Source organism: Microscilla marina ATCC 23134 (assembly GCF_000169175.1).
Lineage (GTDB): Bacteria > Bacteroidota > Bacteroidia > Cytophagales > Microscillaceae > Microscilla > Microscilla marina.
The window spans coordinates 41,218-60,986 of the sequence record NZ_AAWS01000055.1; the positions used below are offsets into that span (position 1 = coordinate 41,218).

Below are 19,769 nucleotides of genomic sequence, written 5' to 3' on the forward strand. Positions count from 1 at the left end.
AGCGTTATGGCTAAAAACGTAGCAACTCCCGGAGTATATATTGAGGAAAAGAATGCTTTTCCTAACTCCGTAGCTGCAGTGCCGACAGCAGTTCCTGCTTTCGTTGGTTACACTGCTAAAACTACTCGTAACGGGCATGGTATTGTAAATACTCCCGTTCGTATTAGTTCACTTACTGAATACCACAACATTTTTGGTGGTGGTTTTCAAGCTTCTTTCAACATTGTTGAGGCTAACCCACAACAATTTGACTTTGAGGTAAGTGGTAAACAATACCAAGTAGTACCTGAACGTGATTCACGTTTCTTACTTTATGATAGCATCCGTCTTTTCTTCGCAAATGGAGGAAGCACTTGTTACATCGTTAGTGCTGGTGGTTATTACCGCGATGCAGATGCTAAATCTGCCCCAGCAGCAACTAAGCCTGGCGATAAAAATGCCAAGCCTGGTGACAAAAAAGTGCCTGAAAAACCACAAGGTGGTAGTAAGCAAGTAAATGCAATTTCTAAAAAAGCTTTAGAAGAAGCATTGAACACCCTTGTAGGTGAACAAGAGCCTACTATTTTGGTTATCCCAGAAGCGGTAATGTGTGAGGCTAGTGACTGCTATGCTTTACAGCAGGCTATGCTGATGCAATGTGGTCAAAAGATGAAAAACCGTTTTGCTATCCTAGATGTTCATTCAGGATATGAGAAACGTTCTTACGATGCTAAAGATGTGATTACTAGATTCCGTGAAGGTATTGGTAACAACAACCTAAACTTTGGTGCTGCTTATTACCCTTGGCTCTACACTTCTATAGTTCAAAAAGACGAAGTTAGTTTCAAAAACATTAGCAATGCAGATGTTTTAGAAAAACTATTGAGCGCAGAAGCGGGTGAAATCAATGCTGATTCAAAGCGTGCTGAAGAAGCTAAAAATGAAATCAAGAAAATTAGTGCTACTGATACTAACGAAGAAAGTTTAAATCAAACTTTAACTACTATCAGTCCTGCATTCAAGAAAGTTGCAAATAGCGTAAGAGCACAGTTAAACATTCTTCCTGCAAGTGCGGGGATGGCTGGTATTTATGCTTCTGTAGATGATGCCCGTGGTGTATGGAAAGCTCCTGCAAACGTAGGATACAACAGTGTAATTGCTCCTGTAGTTAAACTAACTAATGCTGAGCAAGAAGACTTAAACATTACTGCTACTGGTAAATCTATCAATGCTATCCGTTCTTTCGTAGGTGAAGGAACAGTAGTATGGGGTGCCCGTACTTTGGATGGTAACAGCCAAGACTGGAGATATGTCAACGTTCGTCGTACAATGCTTTACATTGAGGAGTCTGTTAAAAATGCAGCTAAATCGTATGTATTTGAGCCAAACGACAACGGCACTTGGACTTTGATCCGTGGAATGATTAATTCATTCTTAAATGATGTATGGAGAGCAGGTGGTTTAGCAGGAGCTACTGCTGATCAAGCTTATAATGTAGAAGTAGGCTTAGGAAACACTATGACTCCACAAGATATCTTAGATGGTTTTATGCGTATTTCTGTAAAGGTGGCTGTTGTTCGCCCTGCGGAATTTATCGTAATTACCTTCCAGCAGAAAATGCAAGAATCTTAATCATTTTTAACCTACAACTATTATTTGCAATAATTTAAAATATTTATATCATGGCAGATGCTAATTCTAAATGGCCAATACCTAAGTTTCACTTTAAAGTAACTATTGGTGGTGAAGACATAGGTAGCTTTCAAGAAGTTTCTGGTCTGAAAAAAACTGTAGAAGTTATCGATTATCGTGGTGGCGATAGCGTGGAATTCTTTATGCAAAAAGTTCCTGGACTACAGAAGTTTGATAACCTTACTTTAAAGCGTGGTGTGTTCAAAGACGAGAAGCAATTCTCTGAGTGGATGAAAGAAGTACGTGATAACTTGAGTAATGATGACTTGGGTGAAGCTCGTAAAGATATCACTATTGAACTACTAGATGCTGGCCAGGCTGCAGTAATGACCTGGACCATCGTTAGAGCGTTCCCTGTAAGTGTTACTTACCCTGACTTGAACTCTACTGCGAACGAAATCGCTGTTGAATCTATTGAGCTTGCGCACGAAGGTATCAACGTTGAAGGCGTAGATTAATAATCTAAAATAAGACAAATAAACCTGCCGAAAATTGGTTTCGGCAGGTTCTTTTATAATACCAAGTTTTGCTTACCAGTGATTCTCATAAATTGTTATTATCAAACTTTTGGGTGCTTAAAGAATAAAATAAATTAGTATGTTCGGATTATATCAACCACCTCCTGGTTTTCATTTTACTCTAAAAATAGTAGACTCTCCTACAGGAAGTGGACTAACCCTGGGAGGTTTAGCAAAAGGAGCTTTGGCAGCCGCAGCCGCAGTTGCTTATGATAACAGTTTTATGGAAATATCTGGTCTATCAGGGTCAGTACAAACTGAGACGATAGTAGAAGGAGGAGAGAATGAAAAAGTATATAAACTGCCCAAAGGCAAAGACTTTTCTAACTTAGTACTTAAGCGTGGACTGGTTACGCTTACTTCTGTTCTTCAGAACTGGTGTGAGGAAAGTTTGACAAGTTTAGACTATAAATTTACGCTTAAAGATGTCACTGTAATGTTGTTGGATAACAAACATTCACCTGTCAAAGCGTGGAAGCTGGAAAGGGCATATCCTGTAAAGTATGAAGTGTCAGGTTTTGATGCTATGACTGGTAAGTTGATGATCGAAAATATTGAATTATGTTACCAGCGTATTACCAGAGATAAGGCTATCGAAATGTTAGTGAAAGCCAACCAAGCCGCTCAAATGGCTTCTATGGCTTCGGCTGCTATAGGTGGTGCTGGAAGCATAGCCAAAGCTGCTACTAGCGCAGTCACTGATGCAGCGAGTGATGTAGTAGATACTGCAGCTGTTGGAGCAGCGGGTGCTGCTGCAGTAGGAGGCGGTACAGATGCAGTGGGAAAAGTCATAGACAAAGCTGATGAAGCAAAAGATGATATTAAAGATGCAAAAGACGATGCTAACGATGCTATTGACGACAACACATAATTAAAAAGTAAAAGCATTGATTGTTTGTTTTCATGCATGCCTGTTGGTCTCAAAAGATTGTGTACTTTGGGGATGATATTTTTAAACTTCACATGAATTATTATATGCCCATTGAGATAAAAGAATTGATTATAAAAATAAATGTAGAGGAACAAACAAACCACCTACAGCAAGATACAAAACTAACATCCTTGGATAAAGAAGCTATTATAGAAGAATGCATTGATCGGGTAATAGCTGAAATTGAATACAGGTTAAGTGATTAATCAATGGAAAAACCTTCTTAATTAGTACAAAATCTAATAATATGGCACAAACTCCAAAGACCCTTGTAAATGTACAAGTTTTTGCAGGCAAAGATGGCTCTACAGCCATGCCTGGAGAGTTTCTATTAACATCCGTAGAGATAAAAAAAAGCATCAATAAAATACCCCGAGCAATTCTTACCTTTGTTGATGGAGGAGTGGCTGAACACGAGAAGTTTGCAGTAATTGAGTCTGGGTTGTTTGACCAATGGAACAAGGTGGTGATCAAGGCTGGTTACAACAATGTAATTGATAAAACCCCTTTATTTGAGGGATATATTTTTGACCAAGATTTAAAATTAGGCTCACCCAATAAATTTACAGTCACTTGTTTCAATCAAGCAAAGTACTTGACCTTGACTAGTTTAAAGGATGTACTAGAGAAAAAGAAACCAATTGAAGCAGTAGACTTTGTCTTGAAGAATAATGAGCATAAATCTAAAGTAAAAGGCAAAGTAAAAGACACATCCAAATCAAAAGCAGAAGCAAAAGATCAAATCATTTTAGACCCCCAAGTCAATTGCTGGAAATATATTTTGGATAATTTATCTAACTATATTGCTGTCCCTAATGATAAAGAGCTCTCTATAGAGGCTCCTGATTTTGCCCAAACGCCTTCTGACTTTCAAATTAAATATGGTAAAAACCTTCGCAGTTTTGAGGTAAAAGAAGCCTCCACAAGTTTGCGAGCCATTGAAATTAAAGGTTATGACGAAAAGAGTCCTGATAAACCATTAGAAGATACAAAAACTGCTAAACAATTATACGGATCTTTTACAAAATACTTAAACTCCGATTCAGGATCTGTCTTTGATGTGAATAAAATCCCAGAGTACATCTCTGGTACACATATACACACCAAAGCAGATATGGAAAATATATTAGAAACCCGTAAAACTCAAAACTTGCTGGGTTTTAAGTCGGGTAAAATTGTAATATCTGGAAGTAATGAAGTAGAACTGGCAACGATGGTGGAGGTAGAAGGGTTGCCAACAGAGTATAGCCAATCTTACTTTGTAGGTGGCATAGAGCATAAAATAGCCAGTGACTGGGTAACAACTCTCAAGATTGGTTTAGAAAGCAACGGTTTAGGTGCTACAGGTAGTGGAGCTTCAACAGGAGGCTCTTTGGGGAGTTCCAGCAGCAGCTCTTCTGGTGAAGGTGCTTCTGCTTCTGGTAACCTTACTTTGGGTGTAGTTCACTCTATCCATGAGGACGCTAACGGTACTTATAAAATTAAGGTAAATATTCATAAGTTTGGAGATAAAATCGTAGAGGCACGTATGGTGCAGCCTTATGCAGGGAATGGACTAGGTAAAGACGCACAGGATAAAGGAGAAGGTATGCTGTTTTTCCCAAATGTAGGATCAGAAGTAATACTCACACCTATAGAAGGAGATGAAAATTATTGGGTAATATTAGGATGTTTATATAGTCCTGTTAGTAAGCCAAGTGCTGAGGTGAAGGAAGGAGCTGCTCAACCTGATGAAAAGAATTTGCATAAATCTATTGTTACCAAACACTTTGTGTTAGATTTTTTTGATGATGACGCTAAAACAAGAATGACTCTTGCCAGTCGTGATGATGGAAAAACAGCGTTAAATGCTAAAAAATATCAAATTTCAATGGATATTAAAGATAAGCCAAATATCCAGATCTTATTTGATAAAACTTTTATCAAATTGGATGAAGAAGAAGGGGTAATGATTGACTCTGCTAAAAATATTACCTTAAAAGCTAAAGATGATATTTTACTTGATGCAAACAAGATTACAATAAAAGCAAAAGCTGATGTGGCCGTAGATGGTCAAAATGTTAATGCAAAAGCTAAAGTAGCTTTCAATGCAGAAGGTGCACAAGTAGCTGTTAAGGGAAAAAGCATGGTAAATGTTGAGTCTAGTGGACCCGCAGCAGTTAAAGGTACACCACTAAATCTAGGTTAGAATATTTAATTTAAATTATACTAATATGCCAATGCCTCTTGTAATGGGAGATCCAACGTCAGGCCCCACTCTGGCAGGTGTGCCAGGAGCTGGTACAATGATTTCTACAAGCCCAACAGTTCTTATTAAAAATAAGCCGGCTTGTACAATCACTGACCAATCTGGTCCTACTGGTCCTGTAATACCGCCACTTAAACCAACGGTTCTTATAAAAGGAAAACCAATTGCATTAATGGGAGCTCCTACTGCTACAGGTGCCACTACAACGGGTACAGTAGGAACAGTTAATTGCTAGTAAGAAGTTTTACTGATGATATAAAGTTCAATGAAACATAAAAAAACATTCTTAGGTATAGGGTGGGCATTTCCTCCAACTTTTGATAAACGTATTAAAAGTGTAGAAATGGTTTCTGAGGAGGAAGACATTCGCCAAAGCTTATTTGTGCTACTGTCAACCAAACAAGGTGAAAGAATCATATATCCAGATTATGGAAGTGATATTCAATCTATGATTTTTGAGCCTATCGATGTGAATACAACAACTTATTTGAAAGAAACTATTCGTCGGGCAGTGCTCAACTTTGAACCTCGTATAAGTTTAGACGAGGTAAATGTAGAACAAGATTCTGAAGAGGAAGGGTTGTTACTTGTGACGTTGGTATATACGATTCGAAAAACCAATACCCGAACCAATATGGTATATCCATATTATATAATAGAAGGAACTGATTTATAAATAGCTTACCTATAGTTGATAAATAAATACTGGTAATGGATACAATACAAAACGGTAGATATAGTACTAGCCAGGATTCACGCCTGTTTGACGGATTAGATTTTGATTATATAAAATTAGACGAAAGGTCATTAGAAGATTTATTGCTTTTTGTCTCAAGCTTTTCCAAGCTGGTCAATTTTTATGGCACAAACAATAGAATTGATGGTGATTGGTCAGACTTTTTGAATGATGAAATTATAGTACTTGCTTCAATCAAGCAAGTGGACCCTATACGTGCAGAAAACCGTTTTCGTAAACTATTGGATAAAGCTAACTACTTTAAACGCAAAGATAAAAAGCTACAATATTTGAGGCTTTGTTTTGAAGAAATCCATTATTTAGCATCCCTGTTTGAACACTGGTTAATGGAATTGAAGTCGGTTGAACACTTTGCAAATATTCAAGTAAATGTTCGTGACGATATTTTTAATGCTATTTCTACTAAGTTGGCGCCTGCTTTACAAAAACTAAAAGCATATGATTTTTTGGCAGGTCATGAAGATGCCTTGGATACAAAGATAGGACTAGACTATAGTTCATTCAGTTTTTACTGGGAACTTGACAAAGAAGAGACACACAGTATAGATAGTGTATTTGCTGGGGCATCTATCAAAGAAAAAGTACAGTCGTTGTCATATAAACTGGATGGTGTGTTTCAAGCTTTTTATGAAACCTTAATTTACTTTAAGAAAAAAGCGGATGATTATATTGCCCAATCGTTTGCTAATGACACTCATTATCCCGAAATAGCCCTTCTCATTTCTTTCCTTAAGCTATATGGTGTAGCACAAGATAACCTGAATAGTTTATCTAAAAAATATGTGGATTTTTATTATCGTACAGTGCTTCGCCAAGCTCCAAAGTCTCCAATACACGATAATGTATATTTAACGTTTGATATTGCTGACAATGCTTTATTTTCTAATATAGAGACAGGTGAGAAATTGATTGCAGGAGAATATGAAAGTGGTGAAAGTATTTTGTATGAAGTAGACCTGCCAATGCAGGTAAATAGGGCTAAGGTTCACACCCTTAAAAACATATTTATAGACAAACGTTTTTTAAATATACGTGGTATTCCTAAGAAGTTAATTACCAATATACTATCGTCTGATATTCCGCGCAACGAAGTAATCCCTTCTGCTGAAACATTGATTCAAAAAAACTATCCTACTTTTGGTGAAAGCCAAATGTATAAAAGTGTTTATGAAAAAACAATGCAAGATGCGGAAGTAGGCTTTGTAATAGCATCACCCAGTTTCTTACTGAGCGAAGGTAAACGAGAAGTAAGTATTACTTTTGAATTTGACCAAGAGTCTTATAAAAACTTAAACCAGTATTTGGCGGATATTAGTCACACTACAGAAGATACAGAAGAAGAAGTTTTTATTAAAAGTTTTATTGATGCTTTTCTTATTTATATCACAGGCGAAGAAAAATGGCATCAAGTATCAAAGTATGTAGTTACTCGTGATAAAGAGAATGCCCAACTTGTTTTACGTTTCGACCTAGAGCCTTCTGAACCCGCCTGGGTACACTATAACCCTGAGTTACATGTTGGTAACTTTAAGGCTGAACTGCCTTTGGTTAAAGTTGTACTAAATAGTAATTCGTATATATATGGCTATTCTTTACTCGATGCCTTGGCTTTAGATCAAATCAATATTGAAACTAAAGTAAGTGAAGTAAAAGATTTACTGATGTATAATCAGGAAGGAGCCATAAGCCCCGCAAACCCCTTTTACCCTTTTGGTGCCCAGCCAAACAGAGGGGCATATTTAATAGTAGGTAAGAGTGAGATATTTCAAAAACCTTTAGATGACTTAGCCGTTACCTTTGAGTGGTTCAACTTGCCAGAAGATAATGGTGGCTTTCATAGTTATTATGAAAATTATGCTGGATTAGACATTGATAACAATGTTTTTGAAGTAAAACTATCCATATTGGACAATGGGCGATGGTATCCGGAGGAAGGGGAAAAACGCCAAATGTTTAAACTGTTTAGAACAGAAGAGGAAGGGGTTCATCCCAACGAGCCTCAGCCACAAGGTAAGTTAGCAGAAGAAACATCAATTGATTATATAGATATATCTAAAATTAAGTTACCGCCTAACTATAAGGATATAAATGACGACTTAGATTATGATAACACCACCAGCCGTGGTTTTATTAGGCTAGAACTTACTAACCCACCAGAAGCTTTTGGTCATAAGGTATACCCAGCCATAGTTTCTGATATTGCTATGCAAAATGCTAGTGGAGGCATTGTGGGTAACATTAAAAAAGGTATTGCGCAGTCGAAGCCTTTGCAAATGCCTAATATTCCAATGGCTCCGCAAGTGCGTAAATTGACTTTGAGCTATTCATCTTCATCGGCCATTACCCTGCATGAGCGTTCCCAGAAAAACGAGGATAATAGCCGTGGGCAGTTTTATCATATCTATCCTTTTGGAGATAAGTTGGTTTATCCAGATAGCTCTAAGCAGATCACCCCTTTATTACCTGAATTTAACTTTGAAGGAAGTTTATTAGTTGGTTTTACTAACTTAAACCCCCCACAAACGGTGTCACTAATGTTTGACATGGCAGAAGGTTTTACTATTTCTTCAGAGGAAGATCCTCCTGTAATTGAGTGGAGCTATTTGGTGAATGATGAGTGGCAGGTGCTATCTCCTTCAAAAATATTGAAAGATGAAACTAACGGTTTTATAAATACTGGGATTATATTAATAGAACTTCCTTATGGCATACAAAAAGGAAATACTATTCTGGATGGAAATTTGTTTTGGCTGAAAGTATCCGTCATTAAAAATATTGAAACTGTATCAAGGGTGCAAAATATATCTACTCAGGTAACTACTGCCAAGTTGATACCAAACGAAGATATGGGGAGCCACTTACAAAAGCCTTTGCCTGCCTTTACGATTGACCGTCCTTATGGCAGTATTAATGGTATTCAGGACATTATACAACCCCTAGAGTCTTTTGGAGGACAGCCAACAGAAAAAGAAGAGAAGTTTTATACACGTATCAGCGAACGCTTAAACCATAAGCAAAGGGCTATTACAGCTTGGGACTATGAGCGTTTGATTCTTGAAAAGTTTCCTGCTGTATACAAAGCCACCTGTTTGCCCAATATGTCAAGTAAAAATTTGGATGCACCAGGAAGCGTACTATTGGTTGTTGTTCCTGAAACTAAAGGCAGTAAATCCCTAGAGCCTAAAGCCAGCAGTGATCTGCTGTATGACATTAAAGCTTATTTGCAAAAGTTTATTTCACCGTTTACTCAACTTGAGATCAGGAACCCTGCATACGAAAGGTTGAAAATTATCTGTGAAATTAAGCTGGCAGAAGGGTATAATTATGGTTTTTATATCCAAAAGCTGAACGAAGAGTTAAATAAATACCTGATAGGTGGTTTGATGGCCAACCAAGGTACAGTAGAACTCGGTGGAAAGATCAATATATCTGATGTATTGAGTTTTATGAGAACATTGCCTTACGTAGATTTTATTACAAAGTTTTCAATGATTCAGGTTGCTCAAGACTTTTTGGGTAAGTTTGTACTACTTGATACTGCACGAGCAGGCGATGAACAATCTTTCCTCAAGGCTACTAAACCTTGGTCTGTATTGATTCCTTCTGAGGATCATCAGATTACTATATTGAACGAAAGAGTTGAGTTTAAGCCTTCACAAGCAGGTATTGATGACCTAGAATTAGGCAGTGATTTTATTATACAAGAATAAAAAAGATTAACAGCAATGTCGCTACAGAACAGAGATACACTTAAAAGCTTTTTCCGTAAAGGTCAAATGCCTTCAGAACGCCATTTTAATGATTTAATCGATTCCATGATTAACAAAGTGGATGATGGTTTGTCTAAAAACCTTGATGATGGTTTGACCTTATCACCTATTGGCAGTTCAAAAAAGTTAATGAGCTTTTTTAAGAGTATTGAAGATAAAAGCCCTGCCTGGAGTATAGAGATTGACAGTGGAACAGCCAACCTTGATATTAACAACAATCGGGGAGAAAGTGTGGTATCTCTAAAGAATGATGGAAGGGTAGGGGTAAATAACAATGACCCTGAGTATGAGTTGGATGTGAATGGCTCTATAGGCATGATAGGGCGTGTAGGTACTTTTCATCAAGGAGAAGTACTTGCTGATGGAAAGTGGCATCCTGTACTTACTGAGTTAGATGGGTGTCATATATTAGAGGTAGCTGCGGGTGTTGGTAAGAAAAAGACTGGGAAGTATTCTGTAATACACGCGATGGCTTTGAGTACCTTTGGTAAATCTAAGAATAAGATTAACATTACACAGGCTTATTATGGTGTAAAGTGTAATAAAATACAGTTGAGATGGACTGGAACAACTTATAAGTACAATCTGGAAATGCGTACTCGTTGTAACTATGGCGGAGAGTTTTATGTGAAATACTACATTTCCAGTTTATGGTTTGACAAATGGATGGATGAAAGTCCTAAGTAAAACGCAAAAATAAAGTGTTCCAGTAGAATGAGATATTCCCGCTGTGCGGGATTTACAACTTGTTGGCGGATAGTGCAAAATTCACTATTTTACTCAAGTAAAAGATTGCTAAATTTTTTAACCAGCTACCTATTCCGTCTTCTCTAAAATTTTTGCTCCCAAAAAATCCAGGTTTGTTTTTGCCTCAGGATGCACAAGTTGAATATCCCTGTAAATAGGTTCTTGAGGTAATTGATCGATAGTTCGAGACAATATTATCTTAAATCTAAAGTCTTTTTTCCTTCCTTTACTCTTTATCCTAAATATATCATTTACTTTGGCGCGAACCCAGCGTATATTATGCTCGTTATGAATAATTACTACTCCTTCACTTTGAAATAAAAAGGCTTCATTTTGTTCTTTTGCTTCTTGTTGAGTTTTAGGATTATTAAGGTAAACAGTACTAAAGCCGTGTTCTTCCAACAATGTTTTGAAAAGGTGCATATCACTGGTGGTGTTTACATCAGGCATCAGGTACACTTGCCCCTCTATAAATTCCTGTGACAAATCAATAGCATCATCATCGTTATTAATAGTATTGTGGTGTTTTAGCTTACTTAAAATAATATCTTTTAACTCTTCTATAGTACATCTATAAATGTCTCCTCCTATATGGAGGTTTTCTTCTATCTTTAGGTTGTTGATATAACGTTTATACTGTTCATTGTCTAATTTACTATTAGTTATCCAAATGACACGCTTTCGAACATTTTCGTCATCTTCTTGCTGTTCTTTCGAGTATTTGGCAGAAACTTCATTCTGAATAGCTTCAATTGTATTATTTACTCCATCTTGACGGTGGTCTATTTCTTCTCCAAACAAGTGAATTACGAGGTCTGACTGTTTTAAGTCATTGTATATAACACTTCTTATTTCTGTGGGTGGATGAATAGAGTAATTAACACTTGGAATTACCCTAAATCCCTGGCTAATGAGTTCTTGTTTAAGTTTTTCTCTAAGAGGGCTCGATTGAGGGCTTACTTGACTCAAAAAAACTGTTTGTTGAGTGATAGTTGTTCTATCAGGGGAGTCAGATATTTGAGTACTGCTACTGATTTGCTTTACCTGTAATGCTATGTCTCTGGCTAGTTCAAAAGTTTTAAATAAAAACTGGTTAATTTTACTTGAAAGTAATACTTCTTCTGAGATAAGTTCCCCTGATTTAGTATTGTGAGCATAAAAAGCTATTTGTTTTGCTGTTTCCGAATTTTCTGGAATAGCGTCAACTTTTACTATTTCCCGTAAAATTTTATAAAAATGAGCATTGTTATATTCTTTACCCCAGTTGTTAAGCTGAGCCACTTGCTCTTGCCATTCTGGGTTCTGTATATTTTGTGCAGAGTAAACGCCAAGAATAAAAGTAGGTATGTCTTCACTTCTTGTATTACTTAGTACTTCCTCAATTGTTTGCCAATATATGGTAATATTATGCTTTTCGTTTAATGCATAGGCCAAGTAATTTTTGAAAGCTTTATGCCACTTATCGTTTTCAGAAGTATAATCAACTGTTACAATATTAATCGTTGAGTTCATGAGATTCAATTTTTGGAAATTATATCAAGCCCTTTTAATAATTAACCGACGATGGTCTTAGTATAGTCTAAAATTGAGTTTGGAATTTCATCATGAAATGATTGCAACTCGTTAAAAAGCTCTTTAGATATTTTATAGACAGAAGTTGGTTGGGTAGTTACAAGCTCTACATTACTGATTGTTTCATTGATAAAATGCCAGTTATGTGCCATTTCTTTTGCCTCAAATCGAGCAAATTCTCCCTTTTCTTTATTTTTCAAAACAAATTCACCTGAGTAGATCACATAGTAGTCCATGTCTTCTATGTTATCGTAAATCATCACTATTTTTTGGGCGTCAAACTCTTGTAACGTAGCAATTTTTGCTATTTCTGAGAGCACAAGTCCTGGAATATTTTTTAGTTCGTTGATACTTGTAAAGAAAGTAATAATGTCAAACTTCATATTAGGAGCAATGCTGCTAATACTTTGCCCTCCTATTACTTCGCTACTATTTTCGGCTTCATCATTATTATTGGCTGCTACTACTTTAGATGCAGCCTCTTTGAGTGTGAGGTACTGATTTTTAAACTGAAACCTTTGTGCATATATTTCAAACTTCTCTCGGTCAAGTTGGTACAAGGCTTCACAGGCAATTTCACTTAGGATAATGTCAGGGTTTACAATGTTTGATACCAAAAGCTCCACATTCTCTTCGCTACCATCTTGCAATAATTCGCGAATTGCACAAGCCTTTGTCCATTTGTTTACCCATTTATAGTCCCTTTGTACTAAAGCAATAAGCACCTCTTTTTTATCCATTGTTTCTTTGGTAGGAAGGACAAAGCGAGTACGATTGATTTTTTCCTCAAAATTACTAATGCTTAAAATTGGAAGAATCATAGGTTTGACTTCTTCTTTTAGCATCATGTCTAATAATCCAAAAGCAAATTCAGCTTTTTCAGGATCTCCACTGCTTAAGTTTTTCTTAATAAGTGCTACTTTGTTAGTATCGTATAGTAAAGATAGTAAGCTGTAAATTTTTTCGTAGTTATAATCAATTTCAGAAAGTAAAGCATTTTTGAGAATATCAGAACAGCTGGCATTGTCTAATACTTGTGACGCTACCATATTCCATATAATTACTCCACATACCTCTTCGAGTTCTATGATTACAGGAACCGCTTTTGAGTCTTCAATTGTATAACCACACCTACCCAACATTTCTAATGCCATAGAGGCAATATTTTGGTTTGAGTAATTGATCTTTGGTAACAGTAAATCCACTGCTTTTTGGCTTCCTACCCAACCATAAGCTTGTACAATGCGTAGCTGTACAATTTCTTTTTGTCCTGTAGCATAAAACGCAGAATCTAATGAAGGGAACAGGCCTTCACCAGTGGCTACAATTGCCGCAAAAGCGGCGTTGCTGTATTGTGGTTCGCCCAGCTTTTCTATCATAAAATTATGCAATTGTTTGTTGCTGGCGTGCGCCGATGCTGCCACTGCATAATACCTTACCAGTGATACTGGATCACGAAATAATTTATTGAGTAATTTTGTTTTGATGCTGTCATCAGCGTAGGTACATAAAATAGCTCCAAATACACGTTCGAGGAATAGTTTTGACTGCGTAAGTTGCTCGATATATTTAATTTTTGCAAGGCGAAACTTTGCTCCTTGAAGCGTATCATAGGTTTGGCGAATGAGTTCTGCATTATCCAATACTGAGAAATACCTTAACTCCATGATTTTTTCAAGAATAGGTAGTGCGTCTAAAATACAAAACTTAGAAGCTTCTATAAGGGCTGTCTTTTGAATAACAGTATCTTCTGAAGTTAATAATTTTAATATAGCTTGCTTATATATAATAGGATCAAGTATGTTAAGAATATTTAAGAACGTTGGAATTTGAGGTGTGTCTCGATGATCTATTTCTTGTACAATTTTTTCTGGTAGAGTAATAAAGCCTACTTCTTGGCTTTCTTGCTCTTCTCCCAGTTTTTGTTGAATAATTCGCTGATACTCGCCGTGCATTAGTTTGATGATAGCAATTAATATGACCAGCAACCCTAGTGCAATGTAGATATTATCCATGGCAGATATGCTGGTATAAATTGATAGCAGGTAAAGGGCTATGCCTGCCAGAAAAAAGCCTAAATCTTGCGCAAACCCTTCCAACTTAGCCTGAGTGTCAAATCTTAGCCTTACATCAATGGGGAGCAAATATAATCGATAAATAGGTGAAACAATGGCGTTTCTTAACACGTCGTGGATAAACTTACTGGTCATAAGCAGGATAAAAAAGAATATAAACCTTTTGGCGTCTAGTGTATAGCCTAATCCGTAAGCAGCAGCCAGCGTCAGGAATATAAAAATAATAAGCAATATTGGGTGAAGGCGAAGACTTTGGGCTAGTCCAAAACGGTTTACTACATACCGATACACATACCAGCTTACAACTAATGATGCTGATACTACAATTCCTCCAAATATTGATAAAAAGTCTACGAGTTCGTCAGAGCGTATGTATACTGTTTCGACAACAGATAAGAACCAATAGTCTAAAAACAAAGCAACAAAAATGGATAAAATAGCAAAAAAGACCAGGTATAGAACAAATCGGTTGTTAAGTAATTTAAATGCATTGTTGGTACTTCTAATCAATTGTGCGCTATCGTTCAATACACTTAAAAAACGGTAGCGGCGGCTTATGCCTATAATGGAGTAGGTGGTGGCTATTGTAATAAAAAAAGCGCTAAGAAATAACAGCAATACAGTAGAAAGACCTGATATATTGAGAATTTGAGGAATAGCAAACAATGCAATAATTTGCCCGATAGCTAAGCCTGCACTTACCTTTCCTGCGAGTCGTTTACTTTCTTGTACGTTAAATATACGCCCAAATGTGCCCCAAAATATCAATAGCGCAATACTATTGAGAGGTCCCATAAATATAAGCGCAAAACGTATTGCATTGGGGTGTAGGTTGAGGTAGACGCTGGTAAATATAGCAAGTAATGTAAATGCTATGAGTATAAAAAAACCATTGGTTAGGCTTGAGAATGAGAAGTAAGGCTGAGAATAGATAAATATAGCAGATAGTACCATACTTGATATTCCGGAAATAATGAAAACTTCTGGTAATTGACTTGCGCTAAACTTTTGTAAAAACAAAGTAATAGCTCCAATGTCATAAAAAGCCAATGCAGCTCCAATAAAACTACCAAAGATAGAGAGGTGCATTACTTCTTTATTTAGTTGCCTGATCTGACTCATAACATTAGGAAATGGGGATTGTTAAATAGGGGTTAAGATTTTTATTTTTTTTGCTCGAGTTTTTTTGCTTGTTCTTCTTCAAGCTTTTTCATCTTTTTCAGCAAGTCATCTAGTTTTTTCTTTTTGCTATCCAGCGTCTTCATTTTTTTATCAATACTATCTTTTTGTTTTTTGATTGTATCTACTTGTTTAAGTGCAGCACCTTTTTTCGAAGCAAAAAGTTTTTGGAAAGGTTTTACAAATATAAAAGCAAGTCCTTTTATGGGTAATACTAATACTCCAGCTACAGCATCCCAAAAACCTTTACCTGCACTAGGATCATCCAGAGCAATCAGTGAATTGTAAAAGCGCCTGCCTGCACGGTTAAATTTATAGTAGCAGGCCAAGTCTAGTTGAGCAATGGTTTTAGGTTTTATTTTTATATCTAATGTGTTGCTCGAAATTAGTTTACATATATTATCGTCAAATAACTTAGAATTTCTAATAAGCTCATTGCCATCAGGTGATTTTTTGAAAGTATAAAAGTTTTGTTTCTCATCAAGTACCACCAATACCCAGTCTTTTTTGTACTTGATTGCAAACAATTTATAAGCGATCTGTTGTAGTGATGTACCTCGATAACTAACTGCCATTTCTTCAAGAGTTTTGGCGCAAGGTGGAGGTGGTTGGGGAGGACTAGTTGGCAAATCTTGACTTTGACCACTCCCTAAAGCGAAAAGTGATAGTATAATTAAGAAAAAAACCTTCTTCATAACACAAATTAATGTTTTTTTATTGGGAATTTTGTTACTCTATGGCTAGATTTATTTATTTTTGCACAAATATAAATTACAAGGTTTGAAATTGTATGAGATATGAATATAAAACATTACATCAAGCAAACATTTTTTAAAAAAAAGTAATTTATAGCTAAGGAAGCACGAATTTTGTATCAGGCATTATGCTTTTTTCAATTCCCTTGAATTTAGCACAAAAATTACTATTACAAAATCATATCTTAAGACTTAGTTTATCAAACAACTAAAGTTATTAGAGTTTTCCCGTGAACAAATTAATAACGATAATCTTTAATTCAATTTATCTTTTCGAACCAAAAATATTATTTTGATGGCATTGAAGAAATTACTAACCATAATCTTTATCTCATTTGCTTGCCACAACTTTGTAGTTGCCCAAATAGTTGATAAAATAAACGAAACAGTTGATCAAAAAAACAAAGCAGCAAAACAGGCTAAAGCTGATAGTATAAAAAAAGCACAAGAAGCACTGCAGAAAGCCAAGGCTGATGCAGAGAAGGCTAACGAAAAAAAAACAACCCAAACCGGAACATTTTACGATAAAAAACAAACATTTGTACCTGGTGGTGTTGGCGAAACTGGAACCACTCAAAAACCAACGCCAGTATTTGACCCAAGCCACTTTATTGAGATGGAAAAGTTGTCAGACGATGGAAAGCCTAAAGAAAAAAAGGATACCATTCGTTCTATAGACACTACTAACTTTGCTTCCAGATACTTGTCTGTCAAGCAGGAAGTACTCAATTTTCTATATCAAGAGTCTAACAAAGATAAAAGTTTTCAGGCGGGCTTGCAGCGAAAGCTAAAGTTTGGGAAATCCAAGCACCCCCTGTATCAATATAAAAAGCATAAACTAAAAGATAAACTTAAAACCTTTGGTTGGCATCCACACTGGATGAAAGATGCTTATAAAAATTATAACTTCTCATTACTTTCTGCAGTAGCCTTTTTCTCTTATCAATTAGACCCTGGCAGTGGTACCTATACCAATCCGGCGGCTATCAAAGAATGGAAAAGTACAAAAATGATTACTGAGGCTAAAAAATACAATACTAAGATACTAATGAGTGTATACCTTGGTGGGGCTGAGAGTAACAAGGCCTTTTTAACCAACCAAGCAGCTCAAACCAATTTTATCAGAATCATTTTAGCTTTACTTAAAGAGCGTGAAGCACATGGAGTTCATCTTGACTTTGAAGGACTGGGTAGCGATCAAAAACAAGCGTTTACTGAGTTTGTACTTGACTTATCGTCACAACTAAGAAAAGCAGTAAAAAACTCTTGGCTTACTATTTCTTTGCCTCCAATTAATTTTGATGATGCGTATGATGTAAGAGCGCTTGACAAATACGTAAATCTTTTTGTACTGTCAGGAAATGAATTTTATGGCGAAAAAACACAAGATATTTCAGGCCCTTTAAGCATAATTAAGTCGGGAGGCAAATGGTGGGACTATGATATGAATCGTGCAGTTGATGAATACCTCGCTTCTGGTGTTACTGCTGAAAAATTACTACTTACTGTAAATTATTATGGGGGAGAGTGGATCACAGATAAATTAGGTTCAGCGAGCGCCAGCGAGTTTGTGAAATACAGAACTTACTTTGACATTCAAAAGTTTTTGGGAAATGCAGAAGGGTATGAAGAACCCGAAAGCATGTCGATGTATTATCCATTCAAAATCGATGGAAAATATCACCAGATTTGGTATGAAGACAGCTTGTCTTTGGCTAAAAAATATGACTGGATCATTAGTAAAAAAATAGGAGGGGTAGGTATATGGGCACTTGGTTTTGACAATGGTAGTGTGAAATTATGGGAAGCATTGGCATCAAAAATAGCGAAGCCTTTGCCTAAACTAGATGCCAAGAAGAAAGGATCTAACATAAAAGCCAGAGGGTTTTTCTCCAGAATACGAAGCTCAATCATGCGTTTGATAAGAAATCCTGCAAAAGCGTTACAAAATCCCTCTTATTTTGCCTCAATGCTTGTATTATTATTAGGGCCTGCATTCGCTGGGTTTTATGTAATATACAGGCATGGTTGTCGTTTGAAGCGTAGCTTAAACTTAATTTTAAAAGGAGGCATTATCTTGTTTTTAATTATGGCATTTGCCTTAGTTACATTAGTGCTTACCAAGTTTAAACACACTACACCTATTATATTGGTAATGGCTGGATTTGTTGTTGGTGCCATTGTATTTCTATTGCTCACACGACGATCTTTATCAGAAAGGGAACTACCCTAAGAGTGATTAAGATAAAATTAAGTAATATTTTAAAACATTGAGCTAACCACTCATTCTAAAGGAAAGTAATTAAAATAGTTGATTTATGAAGCTGGCTTATAGTTTATTAATTCTGTTAATTTTTGCAGGATGTACTAAAACCCCTGAACCAAATAATACAAATCAGTTTATCAAGTTTTTTGGGAGTGCTAAAAACGAAACTGCAAATGCAATGGTTTCTACCACTGATGGTGGTTATCTAATTGTGGGTTCTACTACATCATTTAATCTTTATGAACAAGCTTTTTTGGCAAAAGCAGATGCCAATGGTAACGTACAGTGGACACAACACTATGGGATTGATTCTACTAATGATGGCAATGTGACGGTGGCTCGTTCAGCTATAGAGGTAGATGGTAACTTCCTGGTATTGGGAGAAGGAACTAAGGGTGATACGACTAATTTTTTACTCTACCAGGTTGATGCAAGTGGTACACAGTTAGGTTATAAAGAATATGCCACTACAACCAAAACAGATCAAGGGTATTATATCTCAGCAATCAATGGAGGGTATATGATGATAGGAACTACTGGTGATGGAACAATTGCCCAAAATAATAATATTAAAGCAATTAAAATTGATAATAATAGAGATGTAGTATTTGAGAAGTCTGACGGAATCACAAATGCAGTAGATGGTTTAGGCAATATCATCGAAATATCTACTCAACTCAACGGAGCAGATGTGAATGACTTCTTGTGGGTGGGAACCTCGAAAAGATTACCTGATGACACTGATGCAAGAATTATTCGTTTGAATGATATTGGTGGAATACGTTGGGAAGAAAACTATGGAAAACTAGATAGCAAGAATCAAACAGGTGCTGAGATAAAGGTTGATGGGAAAGATTATGTAATTGTTGGCAATACCAATTTGAACGATAACGGTGATGTATACATAGTGAAGGTAGATGCAGACGGAAAGTCATTGGCAGAGTATGTAATTTCCCTAGAAAACGAGCAAATTGCAGAAAGTATAGAGCCTGTGTCTGATGGGTATATAGTAGCAGGAACCAATGTTTTGAAAAGAGAGGCGTTAACGAATAATATCACTGCGTCTACTGCTTTTTTGATGAAAGTAAAAGCCGATGGTACTATGGATTGGGTAAAAGAGTTTGGAGATTTAGGTAAAGACGTTGATGGTGTAAATAGTGGACGTTTTGTAAAAGCCATAAATGGAGGAAGTGAAGGCTACCTTTTACTAGGTTCTTTTGATTTCTTTGGTAGCTCTGTTATGGGGTTGGTTCGTACAAATAGTGACGGTACCACACTCA

General features: G+C 36.4%; 14 protein-coding genes. 11 read left to right on the plus strand and 3 right to left on the minus strand.

Annotated features, from left to right (window positions below; genetic code table 11):
- Positions 1-6: 6 nt before the first annotated feature.
- The 9 genes from M23134_RS31355 to M23134_RS31395 all read left to right on the plus strand — a co-directional run bounded on the left by M23134_RS31355 (position 7) and on the right by M23134_RS31395 (position 10,582).
- Positions 7-1,611: a phage tail sheath family protein gene (locus M23134_RS31355; RefSeq protein ID WP_002703566.1), complete on the plus strand. Its 1,605-nt coding sequence runs from the start codon at positions 7-9 to the stop codon at positions 1,609-1,611.
- A 50-nt stretch (positions 1,612-1,661) separates the two neighbouring features.
- Positions 1,662-2,129 carry a phage tail protein gene (locus M23134_RS31360; RefSeq protein WP_002703568.1) on the plus strand — a complete coding sequence of 156 codons (468 nt, stop codon included), beginning with the start codon at positions 1,662-1,664 and terminating at the stop codon, positions 2,127-2,129.
- A 139-nt stretch (positions 2,130-2,268) separates the two neighbouring features.
- Positions 2,269-3,060 (plus strand): phage tail protein, encoded by a 792-nt coding sequence (locus M23134_RS39210; RefSeq protein WP_002703569.1) that lies wholly within the window; start codon positions 2,269-2,271, stop codon positions 3,058-3,060.
- Between the two features lie 32 nt (positions 3,061-3,092).
- Entirely contained in the window at positions 3,093-3,326 is a 234-nt protein-coding gene (locus M23134_RS31370; RefSeq protein WP_045114718.1) for a DUF5908 family protein, read from the plus strand.
- 41 nt (positions 3,327-3,367) lie between these two features.
- A complete protein-coding gene (locus tag M23134_RS31375) occupies positions 3,368-5,308 on the plus strand; it encodes a phage baseplate assembly protein V (RefSeq protein ID WP_002703573.1) in 1,941 nt (646 codons plus the stop codon).
- 97 nt (positions 5,309-5,405) lie between these two features.
- A complete protein-coding gene (locus M23134_RS42805) occupies positions 5,406-5,603 on the plus strand; it encodes a PAAR domain-containing protein (protein ID WP_394330671.1) in 198 nt (65 codons plus the stop codon).
- A gap of 30 nt (positions 5,604-5,633) precedes the next feature.
- Positions 5,634-6,044, plus strand: a complete 411-nt coding sequence (locus M23134_RS31385; RefSeq protein ID WP_002703576.1) for a GPW/gp25 family protein — start codon at positions 5,634-5,636, stop codon at positions 6,042-6,044.
- A 35-nt stretch (positions 6,045-6,079) separates the two neighbouring features.
- Complete coding sequence (locus M23134_RS31390) at positions 6,080-9,835, plus strand: baseplate J/gp47 family protein (RefSeq protein WP_002703577.1); 3,756 nt, start codon at positions 6,080-6,082, stop codon at positions 9,833-9,835.
- 15 nt (positions 9,836-9,850) lie between these two features.
- Entirely contained in the window at positions 9,851-10,582 is a 732-nt protein-coding gene (locus tag M23134_RS31395; protein ID WP_045114720.1) for a hypothetical protein, read from the plus strand.
- A gap of 129 nt (positions 10,583-10,711) precedes the next feature.
- On the opposite strand, the gene M23134_RS31400 is transcribed toward M23134_RS31395, so the two are convergent.
- Genes M23134_RS31400 through M23134_RS31410 form a run of 3 tightly spaced genes read right to left on the minus strand, consistent with a single transcriptional unit; the run spans position 10,712 to position 16,163 of the window.
- Positions 10,712-12,154: a hypothetical protein gene (locus M23134_RS31400; protein WP_002703579.1), complete on the minus strand. Its 1,443-nt coding sequence runs from the start codon at positions 12,152-12,154 to the stop codon at positions 10,712-10,714.
- Between the two features lie 41 nt (positions 12,155-12,195).
- A complete protein-coding gene (locus M23134_RS31405; RefSeq protein ID WP_002703580.1) occupies positions 12,196-15,411 on the minus strand; it encodes an MFS transporter in 3,216 nt (1,071 codons plus the stop codon).
- Positions 15,412-15,452: 41 nt separating this feature from the next.
- Positions 15,453-16,163, minus strand: coding sequence for a hypothetical protein (locus M23134_RS31410; RefSeq protein WP_157558745.1), 711 nt, complete (start codon positions 16,161-16,163; stop codon positions 15,453-15,455).
- 355 nt (positions 16,164-16,518) lie between these two features.
- On the opposite strand from M23134_RS31410, the gene M23134_RS31415 reads away from it, so the two are divergent.
- Positions 16,519-18,456, plus strand: coding sequence for a glycosyl hydrolase family 18 protein (locus tag M23134_RS31415; RefSeq protein ID WP_002703582.1), 1,938 nt, complete (start codon positions 16,519-16,521; stop codon positions 18,454-18,456).
- Positions 18,457-18,667: 211 nt separating this feature from the next.
- A partial coding sequence (locus M23134_RS31420; protein ID WP_157558746.1) for a hypothetical protein occupies positions 18,668-19,769 on the plus strand: 1,102 nt, incomplete at its 3' end.